Here is a 21,406-nt window from a genome sequence, read left to right as displayed (position 1 = left end):
TGCGGGTTCGTTGTGGTTGTTCGCGCCCACGCGGCGGAGCCGCAAATCGATACAGCCCCGCGCCCCTGAAAGATGCGCAGTTCCCCGCGCCCCTGAAAGACGCGCAGTTCCCCGCGCCCCCGGAAACGCGCAGTTCCCCCCGCCCCTAAAAACGGGTATTTCGCCCTCCGTGTGCTGACAAGTCAGGTAGGGAAGGCTCCTAGCCGCGTGGAGTTGAGGGGGTGGGCGGTTGGAAGCCCTGGCGGCGGAGGATCCCGGGCGGATCGGGCGGTACCGGATTCTGGCGCGGCTCGGTAGTGGGGGTATGGGGCGGGTCTATCTGGCCCGGTCGGAGACGGACGAGCAGGTCGCGCTCAAGGTCATTCAGCCCGAGCTGGCCAGGGATCCCGCCTTTCGCAAGCGGTTCGCACGTGAGGTCGAGGCGTCCCGGTGTGTCTCCGGGCCCTTCACCGCCGGGGTCGTCGACGCGGATCCGCACGGCAGTCCGCCCTGGCTGGCCACCGCCTACATTCCCGGGCCCTCGTTGACGGAGGCCGTGCGGGGTGGGGGGCCGCTCGCCGAAGGAGTGGTGTGTGAGCTCGGGCTCGGGCTCGTGCAGGCGCTCGGCGCCATCCACGCGGCCGGCGTGGTGCACCGCGATCTCAAGCCGGGCAATGTCCTGCTGGCGTCCGACGGGCCGCGCGTCATCGACTTCGGCATCTCCAAGGTGACCGACGCCAGCGCGCTGACCCACACCGGGACCACCATGGGCTCCCCGGGGTACATGGCACCGGAGCAGATCCGCGGGGAGGGCACCGGCACCGCCACCGACGTCTTCGCGCTCGGCGCCGTCCTCGTCTTCGCGTCCACCGGCACCGGGCCCTTCGGCGAGGCCCCTCCCGACGTGCTGCTGTACCGCATCATCCACGAGGAGCCGTATCTCGAAGCGGTCCCGGACCGGTTGCTCGGGACCGTCGCCGCCTGCCTCGCCAAGGAGGCGGCACGGCGTCCCGGGCTCGCCGAGGTCGCGGCCGCCCTCGGGGCAACGCCCCCCGTCCGTACCGGCGATCCACGGAACATCCTGGTACGGGGTGCGGGAAGGGGCGGGCGGGACCCGGATGCCGTCGAGGCGTCCGCCCCGCGCGGTCTTCCCCACCTGCCGACCACGGCCCCCGGCCCCGGATTCGGCCCCGCCCCTCCCTCACCGTCCCCCGCCCCCACCCGCCGTCGCCTCCTCCTCACCGTCTCCGGAATCACCGCCTCCGCCACCCTCGGCTTCACCGGGTGGCGGCTGCTCGACGACGATCCCCCGGCGCAGGCGGGCACCCGGCTGTGGCGGTTCCCGGTCACCGGGGTGCTGGTCAACCATCCGAGGGTCGCCGGGGACCTGGTGTACGCGGCGAGCAACGACGGCACGCTGTACGCCGTGGACGTGGCGTCGGGGAAGCGGAGATGGTCGTACACGACCGGTGCGGCGCTGGGCTCGGCGCCCTGGGTGCTCGGCGGGGTCGCCTATCTCGGCAGTGACGACGGCGGGCTGTACGCGCTCGACGCCCGGTCGGGCAGGAAGCGCTGGGCGTTCCGGACGGGCGGGATCGTGCACTCGCCGGTGGTGACGGGAGGGGTGGCGTACATCGGCAGCTCGGACGGCCACCTGTACGCCGTCGATGTCTCGGACGGGAGCCGGCTGTGGCGGTTCAGGACCGGCCACGACACCCACTCGCCGACGGTCGCCGGCGAGACCGTCTACGTGGGGTGCAGCGACACCAGCCTCTACGCCGTCGACGCGGCCACCGGCAAGGAGCGCTGGAGGTTCACCACGGCGGGTGCCGTCTCGTGGTTCCCCGTGGTGACGGGAGGGCTCGTCTACTTCGGGAGCACCGACCAGAACCTGTACGCCGTCCGGGTCTCGGGCGGGCAGGAGGCGTGGCGGGCCAAGGGGGTCTCCGCCAAGGCCGGTCCGCTCGTGGCGCGGGGGACCGTCTACTGCGGCAGCGGGCGCGACCTGCGCGCCTGGGACGCCGAGACGGGGGAGAAGCGGTGGTCGCTCACCACGGACGGGGACGTCGGCGCGCCCGCCGTCGCCGACGGGGTCGTATACGCGGGCAGCAGTGATCAGCGGCTGTACGCCGTCGACGCCGACAGCGGTGAGCGGCGGTGGACCTTCACCGCCGGCGCGGAGGTCGGCCCGCCCACGGCCACCGCCGACGCCGTGTACTTCGGGGGCGCGGACAGCAGGCTCTACGCCGTGCGCGCCTGATGTTCCGCCCGCGCGCTCCGCCGCACCTCCGCGCGCCCCCGGTGGCCGGAAACCAGCCGACTGCGGCGCGAGTCTGAAGCGGTGCGTGGCGTACGGCCGGAGTTCTTCGTGGGGGAGGTGCGATGCCGGTGTCCGGGATCGCGGAGGCGGGGGCGCAGACGGGGGCGCGGGAGTCGTACCGGCGCTGTGCCCGGATCACCGGGCCCCTGTCGGTGCCCGGGGGCGGCGGGCCGCAGGAGGTCCGGTTCCGTTCCGTCCTGAGCGTCTCGCAGCGGGTCGTCCTCACCGCCCTGGCGCTGCTCACCGCGTGCAGCGGTCTCGCTCTCGCCGGATGGCTGCTGCTGCCCCGGCACGTGCCCGGCGGCGGTGCCTCCGCGCTCGGCGACTGGCGGCTGATCCTCGCCCGGCTCGCCTTCTGCGTGGTCGTCGCCATCGAACTCGTCAAGGTGGTGCAGGTCTTCGCCGTCTGGACGTTCGCCTGGCACGCCCGCGACCCGGTGCCGCTCACCCCGCCCGTGGGACTCAGGGTGGCGATGCTGACCACCATCGTGCCCGCCAAGGAACCCCTCGACGTGGTGGAGCGCACCCTGCGGGCCATGCGCCAGGTGACCTACTACGGCGGCGGCGTCGACGTGTGGATCCTGGACGAGGGCGATGACCCCGCCGTACGCGCCCTGGCCGCCCGGCTCGGCGTACGGCACTTCACCCGCAAGGGGCGCCCCGAGTACCACCGGCCCTGGGGCATCTTCCGGACCCGGACCAAGGCCGGGAACCACAACGCGTGGCGTGCCGAGCACGAGCGCGGCTACGACGTGATCGCCCAGATGGACCCCGACCACGTCCCCCTGCCCTGCTTCCTGGAGCGCTCCCTCGGCTACTTCCACGACCCCGACGTCGCGTTCGTCGTCGCGCCCCAGGTGTACGGGAACATGGACGACAACTGGATCGCGCACGGCGCCTCCGTCCAGCAGTACCTGTTCAGCGGGGTCGTCGAGCGTGGCGGCAACGGACTCGACGCGCCCCTGCTCATCGGCACCAACCACCTGTACCGGGCGACGGCCTGGCGGAGCATCGGCGGCTACCAGGACTCGATCATCGAGGACCATCTGACCAGCATGCGCGTCCAGGGCACCGTGAACCCGGCCACCGGCAACCGCTGGAAGGGCGTCTACACCCCGGACGTGATCGCCGTCGGCGAGGGCCCCACCAGCTGGACCGACTACTTCAACCAGCAGAAGCGCTGGGCCTACGGTGTCTGGGAGATCAAGCTCAACCGCCGCCTCACCGAGGGCATCCGGCTCCGGTGCCGCCAGCGGCTGCTCTACACCCTGGTCCAGTTCTACTACCCGAGCGTCGCCGCGACCCTCCTCCTCGGTACCCTCGCCACCGCCCTCGCCCTGCTGCTCGGGGTCATGACCGCCGGCCTCGAAGGGCCGACCTGGCTGGGCCTGTGGTCGGCCGGGATGGGCAGCTGGCTGTGGCTGTGGTGCTGGCTGCGCCGCTTCAACCTCGCCGAGCACGAGCGGCGCGAACTCGGCGTCCGGGGTTTCGTCCTGGCCCTGTTCGCCGGCCCGGTCTACGTGTCGGCCGCTGTCTCCGCGCTGCTGCGCCGCCCCCTCGGCTACGCGGTCACCGCCAAGGGCGAGCTGCGCAGCCCCGACTCGCCGCGCACCTTCCGGCTCCATCTGCTCTGGGCGGCCCTCATGGCGGCCCCGCTGGCGGCCAGTTACGTCCTCGGCCACACCAACCCGGCGCCCCGCCTGTGGGCGGTGCTGGCGCTGCTGACCGGACTGCTGCCGCCCCTGCTGGCGGCGGCACGGGAGGCGCGGTGAGGCTCACGGTCCCCCGGGTGCTCGCCGTCGTCCTCGCCACCCTGCTCGGCGGGTACGTCTTCGTCGTCGGGCCGCATCTCGCGGGCGAGCGGGAACGACGCCGCACGGCCGCGATCGACGCGGCGCTGCCGCCCACCCACCCCGTCCACGAGGGCAGCCGGGGCACGTTCCCCGCTCCCGGGGACGCCTTCGTCGGCATCATGACCGACGCGGGCGTCCACGACCTCACCGAGGCGGCCCGCTTCACCCGCGCCACCGGACACCTGCCGCAGGTCTACGAGTTCTCCCTGGACTGGGCGAACGACTCCTTCGACGCCGACCCCGTCGACGACGTGGCCCGGCGCGGCATGATGCCCCTGCTGGCCTGGGAGCCCTGGGACCACCGGGCCGAACCGGACGAGGAGGAACTCCGTGGCGAGCAGCCCCGCTACCGGCTCTCCCGGATCCTCGACGGCGCCTTCGACCCGTACATCCGCGCCTGGGCGAAGGGCATCGCCTCCCTCGACTACCCGGTCGGGATCCGCTTCGCCCACGAGATGAACGGCTACTGGTACCCCTGGTGCGAGGAGTCCAACGGCAACAGGCCCGGCGAGTACGTGCGGGCCTGGCGGCATGTGCACCGCCTCTTCCAGCAGGCCGGCGCCGACAACGCGGTCTGGGTGTGGAGCCCCAACGTCCACTACGAGAACGCCACCCCGTTCGAGGAGCTCTACCCCGGAGACGCGTACGTGGACTGGGTGGGACTGTCCGGCTACTACGCCACCGTGGGCCTGGAGAACTACCAGTCCTTCGACCGGATCTTCACCGCTTCGGAGAAACGGCTGCGCCGGCTCACCGCCAAGCCCCTGGTCATCACCGAGGTGGGGGCCACGGATGCGGCGGGCCGCAAGGCGGAGTGGATCGCCGACATGTTCCGCTCACTGCCCCGCCACCCGCGGATCATCGGCGTGATCTGGTACGAGGCGGTACGGGTGATCGACTGGCGGGTCACCACCTCCGCCGCGAGCGTCCGCGCCTTCGCGGCGGGGGTGTCGGCGCCGCGCTACCGCACGCCATGGTCTCCGGGTGCCGTACCGCGCACCCGTACGTGAGTCAGAGCAGCGCGAACTGCCCCTCCGGGCCCTCCTCCTGATGGTCCAGCACGGAGGCGGGCCGACGGGCGGAGTCCGGGACCGGCAGGACGCCCGCGGCCCGGAGTTCCGTGCCCGTGACCGGGTCCGTGACCGTCAACTCCCGCTGCTGGGCGAGGACTTCGGCCAGCAGCGCCAACACCGTGATCAGCTCCAGGAGTTCGGACGTCCATGTCTGCTGCCAGGACGGCGGGCGGATCGCCGCCAGGGTGCCCGGCTCGGCGTCCTCGGCGGTCCGTGCGGTGAACCACTGCTCCAGGACCCGTGTCCCCGCGCCCGTCTCGAAGTCCCAGGCCTCCGGCGGGACGGGCGAGATCCGGCCTTCGTCGAGGTGGAGGGTCTCCTCCTCGCGGTCGTAGAGGAGGGTCAGCGGGTGGGCCGGGAGCGGGGCGCGGACATAGGGGCGGCGGCCGCCGGGCAGCTTGGGGCGCTCGCCGTGCCGCCGGAGCAGCCACAGCGCACGCCGGCCCGACTCGACGCCCCGGGCCCACAGTTCGGGGTCCCGGGTGAGCGGGACGGTGAGATCGGGGCGGACGGCCGTCAGGGTCCAGGCCAGGAAGTCCACCGGATCGGGGGAGTGGCCCAGCCGGGCCAGGTGCTCCAGGAGGCCCGGCGCCAGATTCGGCTCCTCGCCCCCCGGCCGCCGGTACAGCGGGCGGACGCGGCCGGGCCGCAGCAGGGGCAGCAGGGAGGTGGCGAGGAGCGGCACCTTCGGCGTCTCCGGGGTCTCCACCACGAACACCTGCCGTTCGTCCGCCACCCGCCACAGCTCGGGGCGGGCCGCGTCGATCAGCCGGTGGTCGGGGATCAGCCACTGCTCGTCGAAGGGCGCGGCCAGCACCCGTACGGGTTCCGGGCAGGGGCCGGACGCGCGGACCAGCCGCTCGGTGCCGCCCGAGCGGCCCGGCAACTGGCCGACCGCCGTGTGCAGGGTGCGGGAGCGCGTCGGCTCCAACAGGGCCTCGCGCTCCGGGCCCTCGGCCTTCACCAGGGTGTCCCAGCGGGCCTTCAGGGATGCCGGGTCGGGGGCCGTCGGCCACCCCCGGCCGAGCCGCGGCGGTGCGACGGACCACGGCATGAGGTCCGCCAGCGGCGGAGCGTCGTCGTGCGTCACGCTGGGCATGGTACGTGGTGCTCAGGTCGCGTCGAGGTTCGCGTCGAGGGTGACCGTGAAGGAGAAACGGTCCCCCCGGTAGTGGATGACGGCCGCGTCGAGGACCCGTCCGCCGCTGTCGTGGATGACACCCGTGTAGTGCAGGATCGGGCTGAGCAGCGGCACTTGGAGCAGCTGCGCGGTCTCCGGGTCCGCGAGCCGGGCCTCGACCGTGTCCGTGATCCGGCCGATGTCCGCGCCCACGACGTCCCTGAGCACCTTGGTCATCGGCCGGCGCACCAGGTCGTCCGGGTCGATCAGGGCGGCGATCTCGGGACGCACGTAGTTGCGGGCGTGGTTGGTCGGCTCGCCCGTCTTCTCGTCGGCGCGCAGCCGGTGGTACGTCGCCACCTCGGCCACGTCCGGGAAGTACTCGGCGAGTTCGGCCGGCACCGGGGCCCGCCCGTGGCCGAGGAGCCGCGTCACCATGCCGGACTGCTGTGCCACGATCGCGTCGACCGAGCCCAGCAGCCGCACCGGCGTACCCCGCCGCACGCCCGGCTCGATGAACGTGCCGCGGCGCCGGTGCCGACTGATCAGGCCCTCGTCCTCCAGCTCCTTCAGCGCCTGCCGCATGGTCAGCACGCTCACCCCGTAGTGCTCCGCCAGCTGCTCCTCGGTGGGCAGCCGCAGCGGGTCGCGGGGCGAGCGGCCGAGTATCGAGGCGCGCAGCGACTGCGACACCTGGTACCAGAGCGGCAGCTTGCGGTTGAGGACGATCGAGTCGGGGGCGAAGGAGGTCACGGGCCATCCGTACCGGTCGGAATTCGTCAGGGCAAGGGGCGGAAGTGCCGTTCGAGGCCGTTCCACACGTCGTCGTAGCGCTGTTGCAGATGGTCCGCGCCCGCCGCGTGCGGGGTGAGGGTGAGCGGCCACCGCGTCTCGAACATGAACGCGAGTCCGTCGTCGACCCGCTGCGGCCGCAGCTCCGCGGCGCTCGCCCGGTCGAAGGTCTCCCGGTCCGGGCCGTGCGCCGACATCATGTTGTGCAGCGAGCCGCCGCCCGGCACGAAGCCGCCTTTTCCAGCCGTCTTCGCGTCGTAGGCGCCCTCGATCAGCCCCATGTACTCGCTCATCACGTTCCGGTGGAAGTACGGCGGCCGGAAGGTGTCCTCGCCCACCAGCCAGCGCGGCGCGAACACCACGAAGTCGACCCCGGCCAGGCCCGGGGTGTCCGACGGGGATGTCAGCACCGTGAAGATCGACGGGTCGGGATGGTCGTACGAGATGGTCCCGATGACGTTGAAACGGCGCAGGTCGTAGACGTACGGGACATGGTTGCCGTGCCAGGCGACGACGTCGAGGGGCGAGTGGCCGTACGTCGCGCTCCAGAGGTTGCCGCAGAACTTGTTCACCACCTCCACCGGGCTCTCGACGTCCTCGTACGCGGCGACGGGCGCGCGGAAGTCGCGCGGGTTGGCCAGCCCGTTGGCGCCGATCGGGCCGAGGTCGGGGAGACGGAACGGGGCGCCGTAGTTCTCGCAGACGTACCCGCGCGCGGAGGCGTCCAGGAGCTCCACGCGGAAGCGCACCCCGCGCGGGATCAGCGCCATGTCGCCCGGCTCGGCGTGCAGCAGCCCGAACTCCGTGCGCAGCAGCAGACCGCCCCGCTCGGGGACGATCAGCAGCTCGCCGTCGGCGTCACCGAAGACCCGGTCCATGGGCGCGTTCGCGTGGTAGAGGTGCACCGCCACGCCGGTGCGCTGCGCGGCGTCGCCGTTGCCGCCGAGCGTCCACAGACCGGCGAGGAAGTCCGTGCCCTCGGCGGGCTCGGGCAGCGGGTCCCAGCGCAGCCGGTTGGGGTCGGCGACCGTCTCGGTGAACGGGCCCGTGCGCAGCGAGCCGTTGCCGACGCGGGTGAACGCCGGGTGCGCGGCGGAGGGGCGGATCCGGTACAGCCAGGAGCGGCGGTTGTGGGCGCGCGGCTCGGTGAAGGCCGTACCGCTGAGCTGCTCGGCGTACAGGCCGAGCGGGGCGCGCTGCGGTGAGTTGCGGCCCTCGGGGAGCGCGCCCGGCACCGCCTCGGAGGCGTGCTCGTTGCCGAACCCCGAGAGGTAGGACAGCCCTTCGGCGGTCTTGCGCGCGTCCCCGCTGCTCATCGTCGCTCCCTCGCGTCGCGGTTCCTTGCCCTGCCGATTCCTATGCATCACCGTAGGATTGCGTTTTCACGGGCGCAAGAGGTCCGCCGTTCCTCCTCACTGAGGACGATCACACCCGGCCAGAACCAGACCCCAGGGGGATCCGCGTGTCGGACAGGTGCTCTAATCTCCCGGGCATGTCGTGGAAGCGCGCAGCCGTCGCCGCGCTCGCGGTCTGTGTCCTGCCGCTGGCCGGAGCCGCGGGCTGCGGCTCCGGTGACGCCCGGGAACAGGGGACCGTGCTGTCGCCCTCACCCGTGGGCAAGGTGCTGGACGACACGGACGACGACGGGCGCCACTACCGTGAGGTGGACAAGCAGGGCGCGCCCCGGGTGGGCGTCGAGGTCCAGCCCGACACCGACGGCAGCTGGGACGTCCGGCTGCGGCTGAGCGGCTTCCGCTTCTCGCCGTCCGGCGCGTCGGCCAAGGCGGTCACCGGCCGCGGCACCGCCCGGCTCTACGTCGACGGCCAGCCCGTGGCCGATCTGCGCACCCCGGCCTACCGCATCCCGGCCGGCTATCTGCCGCACGGCACGCACGAGGTCACCGCGCGGCTGTACGCGGACGACGGCACGGTCTGGGCCGTCGACGGCAAGCCCGTCGAGAGCACGGCGGACATCACGGCCTCGGAGCCGTCGCCCACCGCCTCCGAGTCAGGGTGAGTGCGGTCCGGGTGAGTGTATCGGCCACCTTTCCCCGTACCGAGGGGCGAGGTTCCACCAGGCCACGACGGAAAGGCATCATGAAGTCCGTGCCCCAAGCGACATCCCTCCGTCGTGCGCCGGTCCAGCGGCGCAGTGCCGAACGGCTCACCAGGATCCTGGACGCCTGCGCCGACCTGCTGGACGAGGTCGGCTACGACGCTCTGAGCACCCGCGCCGTCGCCCAGCGCGCCGGCGTTCCGATCGGCTCCGTCTACCGCTTCTTCGGCAACAAACGGCAGATGGCCGACGCCCTCGCCCAGCGCAACCTGGAGCGCTGGTCCGAGCGCGTCACCGAGCGGCTGACGGGCGCCCCGCACGGCGACTGGCGGGCCGCCATGGACGCCGTGCTCGACGAGTACCTGGCCATGAAGCGCACCGCGCCCGGCTTCTCCCTCGTCGACTTCGGCAACCAGATCCCGGTCGGCGCCCGCCAGGCCGAACCCAATCACCGGGTCGCCGACCGTCTCACCGACCTTCTCTCCGCCTATCTCGACCGCACCCCCGACGACGATCTGCGCCGCACCTTCCTGATCGCCGTGGAGACCGCCGACACCCTCGTTCAGCTGGCCTTTCGCGTGGACCCGGAGGGGGACGAGAAGGTGATCGAGGAGATGCGGGAGCTGCTTCGGGCCTATCTGGGCCGGGTGCTGGACTGAGCGTCCCCCGGGTTGTGCCGAGGTGACCCCTCGCCGTTGGGCATACCGGTCGGTATGCTCGGCGGGACGAAGGCAACGCCGCCGCCCCCTCGGGAGGACCCGTGTCCCGCACCGCCCTGCGTATCTGCCCCCTCTGCGAGGCCACCTGCGGGCTGACGCTCACCATCGAGGGGAGCGCGGTCACCGGTGCCCGAGGGGACCGGGAGGACGTGTTCAGCAAGGGGTTCATCTGCCCCAAGGGCGCGAGCTTCGGCGCCGTGGACGGCGACCCGGACCGGCTGCGCACCCCGCTCGTGCGCAAGGACGGCGAGCTGCGGGAGGCCACCTGGGAGGAGGCCTTCGACGCGGTCGCCGCCGGTGTCCGGGGTGTGGTCGAGCGGTACGGGCCCCATGCCGTCGGTGTCGTCCTCGGCAATCCCAACGTCCACACCATCGCGGGCGGTCTCTACCCGCCGGTGCTGCTCGGCGGGCTCGGCACCCGCAGCATCTTCACCGCGTCCACGGTCGACCAGATGCCCAAGCACGTCTCCAGCGGGCTGCTCTTCGGCGACGCCAACGCCATCCCCGTGCCGGACCTGGACCACACCGACCATCTCCTGCTCATCGGCGCCAACCCCCTCGAGTCCAACGGGAGTCTGTGCACCGCCGCCGATTTCCCCGGCAAGCTCAAGGCCCTCAAGGCGCGCGGCGGCACCCTCACCGTCATCGACCCGCGCCGCACCCGCACCGCCAAGCTCGCCGACCGCCACATCGCGATCCGCCCCGGCACCGACGCGCTGCTCCTCGCGGCGATGGCGTATGTGCTGTTCGACGAAGGCCTTGTGGATCTGGGCGAGTTGGCGCCGCATGTGCAGGGGGTCGAGGAAGTGCGCCTGGAGGTACGGGAGTTCACGCCCGAGGCCGTCGCCGGCGCCTGTGACGTGGACGCCGACACCATCCGCGCCCTCGCCCGTGAGCTCGCCGCGGCGCCGACTGCCGCCGTGTACGGGCGCATCGGCAGCTGCACCGTCCCGTACGGCACCCTCGGCAGCTGGCTCGTCGACGTCCTGAACGTCCTCACCGGCAACCTCGACCGACCCGGCGGGGCCCTCTTCCCGCAGGCCGCCACCGACCGGACACCGCGCCCCGCCGGACCCGGCCACGGCTTCCAGCTCGGCCGCTGGCACTCCCGGGTGAGCCGACACCCCGAGGCCAAGGGCGAGTTGCCGCTGTCCGCGCTGGCCGAGGAGATCGACACCGCGACGGCGGAGGGCGAGCCGATCCGGGCGCTCATCACCTCCGCGGCCAACCCCGTGCTGTCGGCGCCCGACGGCAACCGGCTCGACAAGGCCCTGGACGGCCTGGACTTCATGGTCAGCATTGACCCGTACCTGAACGAGACCACCTGCCACGCCGACGTCGTACTGCCGCCGCCCCCGCCCTCCCAGAGCGCGCACCACGACTTCGCCTTCAACACCCTCGCCGTCCGCAACCAGGTCCGCTACAGCCGCCCCGCGGTCCCGCTGGAGCCCGGCCGGATGGCCGAGACGGAGATCTTCGCCCGGCTCATCCTGGCCGCGACCGGTATGCACGGCGCCGACCCGTCCGCCGTCGACGACCTGGTCATCGGCCAGACCCTCGGCAAGGCGGTCAAGGAGCCCCACTCGCCCGTGCACGGCCGCGACCCGAAGGAACTCGCCGGACTGCTCACCGGCGACAACGGGCCCGAGCGCCGTATCGACATGATGCTGCGCCTCGGCCCCTACGGCGACGGCTTCGGCGTACGACCGGACGGGCTGTCGTTGGAACAGTTGCTCACGCATCCGCACGGCATCGACCTCGGGCCGCTGCGGTCACGTCTGCCACAGCCGCTGAAGACCCGCAGCGGCAAGGTCGAGCTGCTGCCGCAGCCGATCGCCGACGACCTGCCCAGGCTCCGGCGCTCCCTGGACGAGCTGCCGGACGGGCTCGTCCTGATCGGCCGTCGGCACCTGCGCTCCAACAACAGCTGGATGCACAACGTCCCCGCCCTCACCGGCGGCACCAACCGCTGCACCCTGCACATCCACCCCGAGGACGCCGAGCGGCTCGGCGTACGGGACGGGGAGCCGGTGCGGGTGAAGGGCGCCGGGGGAGAGGTCGCCGCCCCGGCCGAGGTCACCGAGGGCGTGCGCCGGGGCGTGGTCAGCCTGCCGCACGGCTGGGGCCACGACCGCCCCGGCACCCGCCTCAGCCACGCCGCGACGGACCCTGGCGTCAACGTCAACCAGCTCCTCGACGGCAGTCTCTTGGACCCCCTGTCGGGCAACGCGGTCCTCAACGGCGTGCCCGTCGAGATCACAGCACTGCCGGCAACGCCGTGACCTGGAATATTGCGCTTATTGCTCGCACGTCAACTACTTGTTAACGCCGATTGAACGGACCTAACGTCATCGCACCGCCGACCCCCAGGTGGGATGTTCAAGGGCGAACGTTAGGTATCCATTTCATGTTGACCATCCTCGGCTTCGCCATGATCGCGACCTTCCTGGTCCTGATCATGATGAAGAAGATGTCGCCGATCGCGGCGCTCGTGCTGATCCCCGCGTTGTTCTGTGTCTTCGTCGGAAAGGGCGCCAAGCTCGGTGACTACGTCATCGAGGGCGTCGGCAGCCTCGCCCCGACGGCGGCGATGCTCATGTTCGCGATCGTCTACTTCGGTGTGATGATCGATGTCGGCCTCTTCGACCCGATCGTCCGGGGCATCCTCAGGTTCTGCAAGGCCGACCCGCTGCGCATCGTCGTCGGCACGGCGCTGCTCGCCGCGATCGTCTCCCTCGACGGTGACGGCTCGACCACCTTCATGATCACCGTCTCGGCGATGTACCCGCTGTACAAGCGCCTGAAGATGAGCCTGGTCGTGATGACCGGTGTGGCCGCCATGGCCAACGGTGTGATGAACACGCTGCCCTGGGGCGGCCCGACCGCCCGCGCCGCGACCGCGCTCAAGGTCGACGCGAGCGACATCTTCGTGCCGATGATCCCGGCACTGGCCGTCGGCCTCCTCTTCGTGTTCGCCCTCTCGTACGTCCTCGGCCGCCGTGAGCGGGGGCGGCTCGGCGTGCTGACGCTGGACGAGGCGCTCGTCGAGGAGCGGGTCGAGCAGACGGAGACGGTCCTCGTCGGGGCCGGCGGCGGCTCCGGCACCGACAAGGGCGCCACCCCGGCGACCGGTCCGGCCGGCACCGCCGCCCTCGGCGACGACGAGCCCGAGGACGGCTTCAAGGGCCTCGACCCGAACCGCGCCACCCTGCGCCCCAGGCTGTACTGGTTCAACGCGCTGCTCACGGTCACCCTTCTCACCGCCATGATCATGGAGTGGCTGCCGATCCCGGTGCTGTTCCTGCTCGGCGCCGCGGCCGCGCTCACCGTCAACTTCCCGCACATCCCCGACCAGAAGGCCCGGCTCGCCGCCCACGCCGACAACGTCCTCAACGTCTCCGGCATGGTCTTCGCCGCCGCCGTCTTCACCGGCGTCCTCCAGGGCACCGGCATGGTCGACCACATGGCCAAGTGGATGGTGGACGTCATCCCCTCGGGCATGGGCCCGCACATGGCCCTCGTCACCGGCCTGCTGAGCCTCCCGCTCACCTACTTCATGTCCAACGACGGCTTCTACTTCGGCGTCCTGCCGGTCCTCGCCGAGGCCGGCGCCGCGCACGGGGTGACACCGCTGGAGATGGCCCGCGCCTCGCTCGTCGGCCAGCCCCTGCACATGTCGAGCCCGCTCGTCCCCGCCGTCTACGTCCTCGTCGGCATGGCCAAGGTCGAGTTCGGCGACCACACCCGCTTCGTGGTCAAGTGGGCCGCCCTCACCTGTCTGGTGATCCTCGGAGCGGGCATCCTGTTCGGCATCGTCTGACCCGCTCCCCGAGCAACTGGAGGACCTCGTGAGGCCCGGCAGGAACCGCGGCTGGCTGCTCCGTCTCGTCATCGCCTTCTCGTTCGCGCAGGGGGCGGTGTCGATGGCGCGGCCCGCCGTCTCCTACCGGGCCCTCGCGCTGGGCGCCGACGAACGGGCCGTCGGCATCATCGCGGGCGTCTACGCGCTGTTGCCGCTCTTCGCCGCCGTACCCCTCGGCCGCCGCACGGACCACGGCCGCTGCGCCCCCCTGCTGCCGGTGGGCGTGGTCCTCATATCCGGCGGCTGCGCCCTGAGCGGCCTCGCGGACTCGCTGTGGGCGATGGCCCTGTGGAGCGGGGTGATGGGTCTCGGTCATCTGTGCTTCGTCATCGGCTCCCAGTCGCTCGTCGCCCGCCAGTCCGCCCCGCACGAACAGGACCGCAACTTCGGCCACTTCACCATCGGCGCCTCCCTCGGCCAGCTGATCGGGCCGGTCGCGGCGGGCGCCCTCATCGGCGGCGACGACATGGCCGACAGCAGCGCGCTCGCCCTGCTCGTCGCGGGCGCGGGCTGCGCGGTCGCGTTCAGCTCCCTGTGGCGCATCGAAGACCGCGCCACGACGTCCAAGTCCCGTACGGAGAAGGGTGATCGTGTCCCCGTCGGCCGCATCCTGCGCGCCCGGGGCGTCCCGGCCGGCATCTTCGTCAGCCTCGCGGTGCTCTCCGCGACCGACATCCTCACCGCCTACCTCCCGGTGGTCGGCGAGAACCGGGGCATCGCCCCCTCGGTGATCGGGGTCCTGCTCAGCGTCCGCGCGGCGGCCACCATCGCCTGCCGGCTCGTCCTCACCCCGCTGCTCAGGCTGCTCGGCCGGACGCCGCTGCTCGCCGTGACCTGTCTGCTGGCCGCCCTGCTGTGCGCGGGGATCGCGCTGCCGGTGCCGGTCTGGGCCCTCGGCGTGATGCTCGCCGTCCTCGGCTTCTGCCTCGGGGTCGGGCAGCCGCTGTCCATGACGACGGTCGTGCAGGCCGCCCCCGACGGCGCCCGCTCCACGGCCCTCGCTCTCCGGCTCACCGGCAACCGCCTCGGCCAGGTCGCCGCGCCCGCCACCGCGGGCCTGGTCGCCGGGGTGGCGGGGGTGGCCGCGCCCTTCGTGATGCTGGGCGCGCTGCTGCTCCTGTCGGCGGGCGTGGCGCTGCGGTCACCGGCGAAGCCGGCCGAGACACCGGAGGCGGTCGACGAACCCCGGCGGTCCGGGTCGGCCGTGGGCCGGAAGAGGGACAGCTGACGGGTTCGTAGGGCGAGGCTCCCCCCGTTCGGCGTGCGCATGTGACAAAGAGTCAGTTGAACAGTGATTTGTATGAAAATCATCTGACTCGGAGGAGCCTGCATGCACATCACGCCCCGCCCCCGCCGCGCCGGCGCCCGTATCGCCGCCCTCGCGGCCCTCACCGTCGCGGGGAGCGCCCTGACCGGAGCGCACGCCTTCGCCGCCACCGACGGGGACATCAAGATCCACGACATCCGAACCGACCAGGACAGGCTGGAGAACGACCCGCACGTCTGCGAGTTCTACCTCGCGGCCTCCAACTTCGACCCGGAAGAAGCGGGAGGGGCCACCTGGACCATCGTTACCCAGCCGCCCTCCACCGGATCCGCCGGAGCCGACGGCACGCTCACCATCGGCGCGGACGGCACGGGGCAGAGCGAGAGCATCATCCTCCCCGCGGGGCACTACATGCTCTCCTTCCTGACCGCCGACGGCGACGGCGGTCCGGGCAAGCAGAAGACCTTCTGGGTCGACGACTGCCCCACCGGCTCGCCGAGCCCCACCGGTTCGCAGAGCCCGACCGGTTCGCCGAGCCCCACCGGCACCCCCACGACACAGCCCCCGACCACGCAGGCCCCGACCACCAAGGCGCCGCACGGCTACCCCGGCGGCCCCCACGGCGGTCCGCCCGCCGGTGGCGGCGGGCTCGCCCGGGACGCCGCGTTCGGCCCGGTGGCCGGTGCCGCCGCCGTAGGTGTGGCCGCGGTCGGCGGGGTGGTCTGGTTCCGGCTCCGTCGCCGGCCGCATGGCGCCGCGTAGACGGAGGCGCAGGCGCAGGCCCTGGTACCGGACGCGCGCCTACCGCCTGACCCGGACGGTCGTGCTGACCGCCACGCTGGTCACGGGGTGCGTGCACTGGACCCAGGACGAGGAACCCCCGGGCACGGCCGCGGCCGGCCCGGGGGGCTCCGCCCAGGTCGCCGAAGCGGAACCGGGCGACCCCGCCGACGGCCGGGACCCGTACCAACCGCCCCACCCCCAGGACGGCGACTCCCGCCCCCGGAGCACGCCGTCCCCCGACGAACCCCAGAACCCCGCGGGCCCGTCCCCCGGCCGCCCGGTTCGACAGACCGGCGCGGGGCAGCCGGGCCGGCCCGCCCAGCCGGCCCCCGCTCGCCCCGCCGCCACCCCCACCGCCCCCTATCTCCTCCCCCTCCCGCACTCCCGAGCCACCCGACTCGCCATCCCCTACATCGGCGTCGACGCCCCCGTCCTCGACCTCCGTCTCGACGACAGACGCCGGCTGCCCGCGCCATCGGACGACGACGCGCACCGCGTCGGCTGGTACGCGGACGGCCCGGGACCGGGGGAGCGGGGGACCGCCGTCGCCGTCGGCCACCTCGACACCGACAACGGCCCGGCCGTCTTCGCGGGCCTCTCCATGCTGAAGCGCGGCAAGCTGATCGAGGTCCGCCGCGCGGACGGCCGTACCGCCGTCTACGCCATCGACGCCCTGCGCAGGTACGAGAAGGCGAACTTCCCCAACGGGGAGGTGTACGGCGACCGCGGCCGCCCCGAGCTGCGACTGATCACCTGCGGCGGCACCTTCCACCGCAGGACCGGCTACGACGGCAACCTCGTCGTCTTCGCCCACCTCACCCTCGTCCGCGAACCGAACCCCCGCCGCAGCTGACCTGAACGCAGTCGTCCGGCGGCCCTGGTGCCCGAAAACTAACAACGCTAGTTTGGGGCGCGGAGGACCACCACCGCCGGAAGGAACGCGATGAAGGCACACGACGGCATCTATCTCGACGGCGCCTGGCGCCCCGCCGCGGGCCGGGACGTGATCGAGGTCGTCGACCCGGCCGACGAGCAGGTGATCGCCCGGGTCCCGGCCGGTGACGCCGAGGACGTCGACGCCGCCGTACGGGCCGCCCGCGCCGCGCTCCCGGCCTGGGCGGCCACCCCGCCCGCCGAGCGCGCCGCCCGGCTGACCGCGCTCCGGGACACCCTGGCGAGCCGCAAGGACGAGATCGCCGAGACCGTCACCGCCGAACTCGGCTCCCCGCCCGCCCTCTCCCAGGCGGTCCACGCGGGCCTGCCCATCGCGGTCGCGGGCTCCTACGCCGACCTCGCCGCCACGCACTCCTTCGAGGAGAAGGTCGGCAACTCGACCGTCCTGCACGAGCCGATCGGCGTGGTCGGCGCCATCACGCCCTGGAACTACCCGCTGCACCAGATCGTCGCCAAGGTCGCCCCCGCCCTGGCCGCGGGCTGCACGGTGGTCCTCAAGCCCGCCGAGGACACCCCGCTCACCGCACAGCTCTTCGCCGAGGCCGTCCACGAGGCCGGCGTCCCGGCCGGGGTGTTCAACCTCGTCACCGGCCTCGGCCCGGTCGCGGGCCAGGCCCTCGCCGAGCACCCGGGCGTCGACCTGGTCTCCTTCACCGGCTCCACGGCCGTCGGCAGGCAGATCGCCGCCACGGCCGGTGCCGCCGTCAAGAAGGTCGCCCTCGAACTCGGCGGCAAGTCCGCCAACGTCATCCTGCCGAGCGCCGACCTCGCCAGGGCGGTCAACGTCGGCGTCGCCAACGTGATGTCCAACTCCGGCCAGACCTGCAGCGCCTGGACCCGCATGCTGGTCCACCGCGACCAGTACGACGAGGCCGTGGAGCTGGCCGCGACCGCCGCCGCCAAGTACGGCGACCGCATCGGCCCGCTGGTGAACGCCAAGCAGCAGGCACGGGTACGCGGTTACATCGAGAAGGGCGTCGCCGAGGGCGCCCGGCTGGTCGCCGGCGGACCCGAATCCCCGCGCGAGCGAGGCTACTTCGTCGCGCCCACGGTCTTCGCCGACGTCACTCCCGAGATGACCATCGCCCAGGAGGAGATCTTCGGTCCGGTGCTCTCGATCCTCCGCTACGAGGACGAGGAGGACGCCCTGCGGATCGCCAACGGCACGGTCTACGGCCTGGGCGGAGCGGTCTGGGCGGGGGAGGAGGCGGAAGCGGTGGCCTTCGCCCGGCGCATGGACACCGGCCAGGTCGACATCAACGGCGGCCGCTTCAACCCACTCGCCCCGTTCGGCGGTTACAAGCAGTCGGGCGTCGGCCGCGAACTCGGCGCGCACGGTCTCGCCGAGTACCTCCAGACCAAGTCCCTGCAGTTCTGAGGAGGTTGCCGCCATGGTCCGCGCCGCCGTACTCCCCGCCGTGGGTGCTCCCCTGGAGATCACCGACATCGACCTCCCGGACCCCGGCCCCGGCCAGGTCCGCGTCCGCCTCGCCGCCGCCGGGGTCTGCCACTCCGACCTCTCCCTGTCCGACGGCACCATGCGGGTGCCGGTCCCGGCGGTCCTCGGCCACGAGGGCGCGGGCACGGTCGTGTCGGTGGGCGAAGGGGTCACCCATGTGTCGCCCGGCGACCGTGTCGTCCTCAACTGGGCCCCGTCCTGCGGGGACTGCCACGCCTGCGGCCTCGGCGAGGTCTGGCTGTGCGCCAACGCCCTGGGCGGCTCCGCCGACGTGTACGCCCGCACCGCCGACGGCACCGACCTCCACCCCGGGCTGAACGTCGCCGCGTTCGCCGAGGAGACCGTCGTCAAGGCCTCCTGCGTCCTGCCGCTGCCCGAGGGCGTCCCCCTCACCGACGCGGCACTCCTGGGCTGCGCGGTCCTCACCGGATACGGCGCCGTCCACCACTCCGCGCGTGTCCGCGCCGGCGAGACCGTCGCCGTCTTCGGCGCGGGCGGGGTGGGCCTGGCCACCCTCCAGGCCGCCCGGATCGCCGGCGCCTCGACGATCGTCGCGGTGGACGTCTCTCCGGAGAAGGAGGAACTGGCACGGGCGGCGGGCGCCACCGAGTACGTCGTCGCCTCCGAGCAGACAGCCCGTGAGATCCGCGCCCTCACCGGCAGGCAGGGCGTCGACGTGGCCGTGGAGTGCGTGGGCCGCGCCGTCACCATCCGTACGGCCTGGGAGTCCACCCGGCGCGGCGGCCGCACCACGGTCGTCGGCATCGGCGGCAAGGACCAGCAGGTCACCTTCAACGCCCTGGAACTCTTCCACTGGGGCAGGACCCTGTCCGGCTGCGTCTACGGCAACTCGAACCCGGCGCAGGACCTGCCGGTGCTCGCCGACCACGTCCGCGAGGGCCGCCTCGACCTCTCCGCACTGGTCACGGACCGCATCGCCCTCGACGGCATCCCGGCGGCCTTCGAGAACATGCTGGCGGGCAAGGGCGGCCGGGCCCTGGTGGTCTTCTAGCCCGGCGCCTTCGTCGCCGGCTGCTTCCTCGCCCCGGCGTTCGCGGCCCGCAGCGTCCGGAGGTGTACGGCAGGGTCCGGGGCGACCTGGGCGGCGAGGTCCTCCACGAGCTGGGCGATCCGGGGGCCGGCGAGGCGTACGTAGCGGTGCCGGCCTTGCCGTTCCTCGGCCAGGAGTCCGCCCTTGACCAGTTTGCCCAGGTGCTCGCTGAGGGTGGAGGCGGCGACGCCCGCGCGGCGGAGCCGCACATCGATACAGCCCCGCGCCCCCAAAGGTTAGGACAGTTGGCGGTGTTGTGTTGCCAGGCCGTCCAGGAGAGCCGTCAGGCCTGTTTCGAAGGCGCGCTCGTCGATCTTCTCCTGCTGCTCTGCCAGGAGGTGGGCCTGGCCCAGGTGGGGGTAGTCGGTCGGGTCGTAGGCCTCGGCGTCGTCCACGAAACCGCCCGCGAACGAACCCAGCGCCGAGCCCATGATGAAGTAGCGCATCAACGCGCCGATGGACGTGGCCTGGGCGGGGGGCCAGCCCGACGCGACCATCGCGCCGTAGACCGCGTCGGCGACCCTGAGGCCGGCCGGGCGGCGGCCGGGGCCCTGGGCGAGGACCGGGACGATGTTCGGGTGGTCACGCAGGGCGGAGCGGTAGGAGACCGCCCAGTCGTGCAGCGCGGTCCGCCAGTCCCGGCCGTCCTCGAACATCGACAGATCGATCTGGGCGCTCACCGAGTCGGCGACGGCCTCCAGGATCTCGTCCTTGGTGCGGAAGTGGTTGTAGAGGGAGGGCCCGCTGACCCCCAGTTCGGCGGCGAGCCGGCGCGTGGAGACGGCCGCCAGGCCCTCCGCGTCCACGAGCGCCCGCGCGGTCTCGACGATCCGGTCGGTGCTGAGAAGGGGCTTGCGCGGTCGGGCCATGGCGCACATAGTAGGGCTGGCCATGGAAACTAGCAGTGCTAATTTAACCTGAGGTGATCTCGTGGTGCATCTGGGGCTCACTGACGAGCAGGAGGCCGTACGGCGGCTGGCCCGGGACTTCGTCGAGCGCGAGATCACCCCGAACGTGATCGCCTGGGACCGTGCCGAGGAAGTGGACCGGGGCATCGTGAAGAAGCTCGGCGAGGTCGGCTTCCTGGGGCTGACGATCGACGAGGAGTACGGCGGCTCCGGCGGCGACCATCTCACGTACTGCCTGGTCACGGAGGAGCTGGGGCGGGGTGACTCGTCCGTGCGCGGGATCGTCTCCGTGTCGTTGGGGCTGGTCGCGAAGACGATCGCGGCCTGGGGGAGCGAGGAGCAGAAGCGGCGCTGGCTGCCCGGGCTGACCTCCGGTGCGTACGTCGGCTGCTTCGGTCTCACCGAGCCAGGCACCGGCTCGGACGCGGGCAACCTCGCCACCCGGGCGGTCCGCCAGGGCGACGACTTTGTGATCAACGGCAGCAAGATGTTCATCACCAACGGCACCTGGGCCGATGTCGTCCTGCTGTTCGCCCGTTCCACGGACGCCCCCGGCCACCAGGGCGTCTCGGCCTTCCTGGTCCCCACCGACACCCCCGGCCTCACCCGCCGTACCGTCCACGGCAAGCTCGGTCTGCGCGGCCAGGCCACCGCCGAGCTGGTCCTCCAGGACGTCCGGGTGCCCGCGTCCGCCCTGCTCGGCGCGGAGGGCAAGGGCTTCTCGGTCGCCCTGTCGGCCCTCGCCAAGGGCCGGATGTCGGTCGCGGCGGGCTGTGTCGGCATAGCCCAGGCCGCCCTGGACGCGGCCGTGCGGTACGCCGGTGAGCGCGAGCAGTTCGGCAAGAGCATCGCCCACCACCAGCTGATCCAGGAGCTGATCAGCGACATCGCCGTGGACGTCGACGCGGCCCGGCTGCTGACCTGGCGGGTCGCCGATCTGATCGACCGCGGGCTGCCGTTCGCGGTCGAGTCCTCCAAGGCCAAGCTCTTCGCCTCCGAGGCCGCCGTGCGCGCCGCCAACAACGCTCTCCAGGTCTTCGGCGGCTACGGCTACATCGACGAGTACCCGGCGGGCAAGCTGCTGCGGGACGCCCGCGTGATGACCCTGTACGAGGGCACCAGCCAGATCCAGAAGCTGGTCATCGGGCGGGCGCTGACGGGCGTGTCGGCGTTCTGAGCTCAGCTGAGTATCCGTCTGAGTACCCGTACG

17 protein-coding genes and 1 pseudogene are annotated in these 21,406 nt (G+C 72.5%); 13 read left to right on the top strand and 5 right to left on the bottom strand.

Going from position 1 to position 21,406, the window contains the following annotated elements:
• Window positions 1-229: 229 nt before the first annotated feature.
• The 3 genes from ACLZN2_RS38485 to ACLZN2_RS38475 all read left to right on the top strand — a co-directional run bounded on the left by ACLZN2_RS38485 (window position 230) and on the right by ACLZN2_RS38475 (window position 5,162).
• A complete protein-coding gene (locus ACLZN2_RS38485) occupies window positions 230-2,239 on the top strand; it encodes a PQQ-binding-like beta-propeller repeat protein (RefSeq protein WP_416984241.1) in 2,010 nt (669 codons plus the stop codon).
• A 122-nt stretch (window positions 2,240-2,361) separates the two neighbouring features.
• Window positions 2,362-4,071, top strand: a complete 1,710-nt coding sequence (locus tag ACLZN2_RS38480; protein ID WP_416984240.1) for a glycosyltransferase family 2 protein — start codon at window positions 2,362-2,364, stop codon at window positions 4,069-4,071.
• A complete protein-coding gene (locus ACLZN2_RS38475) occupies window positions 4,068-5,162 on the top strand; it encodes a glycoside hydrolase family 26 protein (RefSeq protein ID WP_416984239.1) in 1,095 nt (364 codons plus the stop codon). Before ACLZN2_RS38480 ends, ACLZN2_RS38475 begins: the two co-directional genes overlap by 4 nt.
• A gap of 1 nt (window position 5,163) precedes the next feature.
• On the opposite strand, the gene ACLZN2_RS38470 is transcribed toward ACLZN2_RS38475, so the two are convergent.
• From ACLZN2_RS38470 to hmgA, 3 genes are read right to left on the bottom strand one after another with little or no spacing between them, the layout of a single operon-like run.
• A complete protein-coding gene (locus ACLZN2_RS38470; protein ID WP_416984238.1) occupies window positions 5,164-6,324 on the bottom strand; it encodes a type ISP restriction/modification enzyme in 1,161 nt (386 codons plus the stop codon).
• A gap of 12 nt (window positions 6,325-6,336) precedes the next feature.
• Window positions 6,337-7,098 carry a GntR family transcriptional regulator gene (locus ACLZN2_RS38465; RefSeq protein WP_416984237.1) on the bottom strand — a complete coding sequence of 254 codons (762 nt, stop codon included), beginning with the start codon at window positions 7,096-7,098 and terminating at the stop codon, window positions 6,337-6,339.
• A 26-nt stretch (window positions 7,099-7,124) separates the two neighbouring features.
• Window positions 7,125-8,453, bottom strand: coding sequence for a homogentisate 1,2-dioxygenase (gene hmgA / locus ACLZN2_RS38460; protein ID WP_416984236.1), 1,329 nt, complete (start codon window positions 8,451-8,453; stop codon window positions 7,125-7,127).
• Between the two features lie 176 nt (window positions 8,454-8,629).
• On the opposite strand from hmgA, the gene ACLZN2_RS38455 reads away from it, so the two are divergent.
• From ACLZN2_RS38455 to ACLZN2_RS38415, 9 genes are all read left to right on the top strand, one after another.
• The gene (locus tag ACLZN2_RS38455) at window positions 8,630-9,154 is read left to right on the top strand and encodes a hypothetical protein (protein WP_416984235.1); all 525 of its coding nucleotides are present in this window, start codon (window positions 8,630-8,632) and stop codon (window positions 9,152-9,154) included.
• Between the two features lie 80 nt (window positions 9,155-9,234).
• Window positions 9,235-9,852 (top strand): TetR family transcriptional regulator, encoded by a 618-nt coding sequence (locus ACLZN2_RS38450; RefSeq protein WP_416984234.1) that lies wholly within the window; start codon window positions 9,235-9,237, stop codon window positions 9,850-9,852.
• Between the two features lie 101 nt (window positions 9,853-9,953).
• Window positions 9,954-12,194, top strand: coding sequence for a molybdopterin oxidoreductase family protein (locus tag ACLZN2_RS38445; protein ID WP_416984233.1), 2,241 nt, complete (start codon window positions 9,954-9,956; stop codon window positions 12,192-12,194).
• A 125-nt stretch (window positions 12,195-12,319) separates the two neighbouring features.
• Window positions 12,320-13,732 (top strand): CitMHS family transporter, encoded by a 1,413-nt coding sequence (locus ACLZN2_RS38440; protein ID WP_416984232.1) that lies wholly within the window; start codon window positions 12,320-12,322, stop codon window positions 13,730-13,732.
• Between the two features lie 28 nt (window positions 13,733-13,760).
• A complete protein-coding gene (locus tag ACLZN2_RS38435; protein WP_416984231.1) occupies window positions 13,761-15,002 on the top strand; it encodes an MFS transporter in 1,242 nt (413 codons plus the stop codon).
• 102 nt (window positions 15,003-15,104) lie between these two features.
• Entirely contained in the window at window positions 15,105-15,803 is a 699-nt protein-coding gene (locus ACLZN2_RS38430; RefSeq protein WP_416984230.1) for a hypothetical protein, read from the top strand.
• A complete protein-coding gene (locus ACLZN2_RS38425; protein WP_416984229.1) occupies window positions 15,790-16,677 on the top strand; it encodes a class F sortase in 888 nt (295 codons plus the stop codon). The genes ACLZN2_RS38430 and ACLZN2_RS38425 overlap by 14 nt, the downstream gene beginning before the upstream one ends.
• A gap of 90 nt (window positions 16,678-16,767) precedes the next feature.
• The gene (locus ACLZN2_RS38420) at window positions 16,768-18,156 is read left to right on the top strand and encodes an aldehyde dehydrogenase family protein (RefSeq protein ID WP_416984228.1); all 1,389 of its coding nucleotides are present in this window, start codon (window positions 16,768-16,770) and stop codon (window positions 18,154-18,156) included.
• A 13-nt stretch (window positions 18,157-18,169) separates the two neighbouring features.
• A complete protein-coding gene (locus ACLZN2_RS38415) occupies window positions 18,170-19,249 on the top strand; it encodes a Zn-dependent alcohol dehydrogenase (RefSeq protein WP_416984227.1) in 1,080 nt (359 codons plus the stop codon).
• A 29-nt stretch (window positions 19,250-19,278) separates the two neighbouring features.
• On the opposite strand, the pseudogene ACLZN2_RS38410 reads toward ACLZN2_RS38415, so the two are convergent.
• Both ACLZN2_RS38410 and ACLZN2_RS38405 read right to left on the bottom strand, forming a co-directional pair.
• A pseudogene (locus tag ACLZN2_RS38410) lies at window positions 19,279-19,488 on the bottom strand (ArsR/SmtB family transcription factor); the annotation flags it as partial.
• Between the two features lie 36 nt (window positions 19,489-19,524).
• Complete coding sequence (locus tag ACLZN2_RS38405; RefSeq protein ID WP_416984226.1) at window positions 19,525-20,157, bottom strand: TetR/AcrR family transcriptional regulator; 633 nt, start codon at window positions 20,155-20,157, stop codon at window positions 19,525-19,527.
• 64 nt (window positions 20,158-20,221) lie between these two features.
• Here ACLZN2_RS38405 and ACLZN2_RS38400 point away from each other — a divergent pair, with 64 nt between their 5' ends.
• The gene (locus ACLZN2_RS38400) at window positions 20,222-21,373 is read left to right on the top strand and encodes an acyl-CoA dehydrogenase family protein (protein ID WP_416984249.1); all 1,152 of its coding nucleotides are present in this window, start codon (window positions 20,222-20,224) and stop codon (window positions 21,371-21,373) included.
• Window positions 21,374-21,406 lie beyond the last annotated feature (33 nt).

Source organism: Streptomyces sp. T028, assembly GCF_048159505.1.
GTDB lineage: Bacteria > Actinomycetota > Actinomycetes > Streptomycetales > Streptomycetaceae > Streptomyces.
This window is presented reverse-complemented; position numbering and strand designations above follow the sequence as displayed.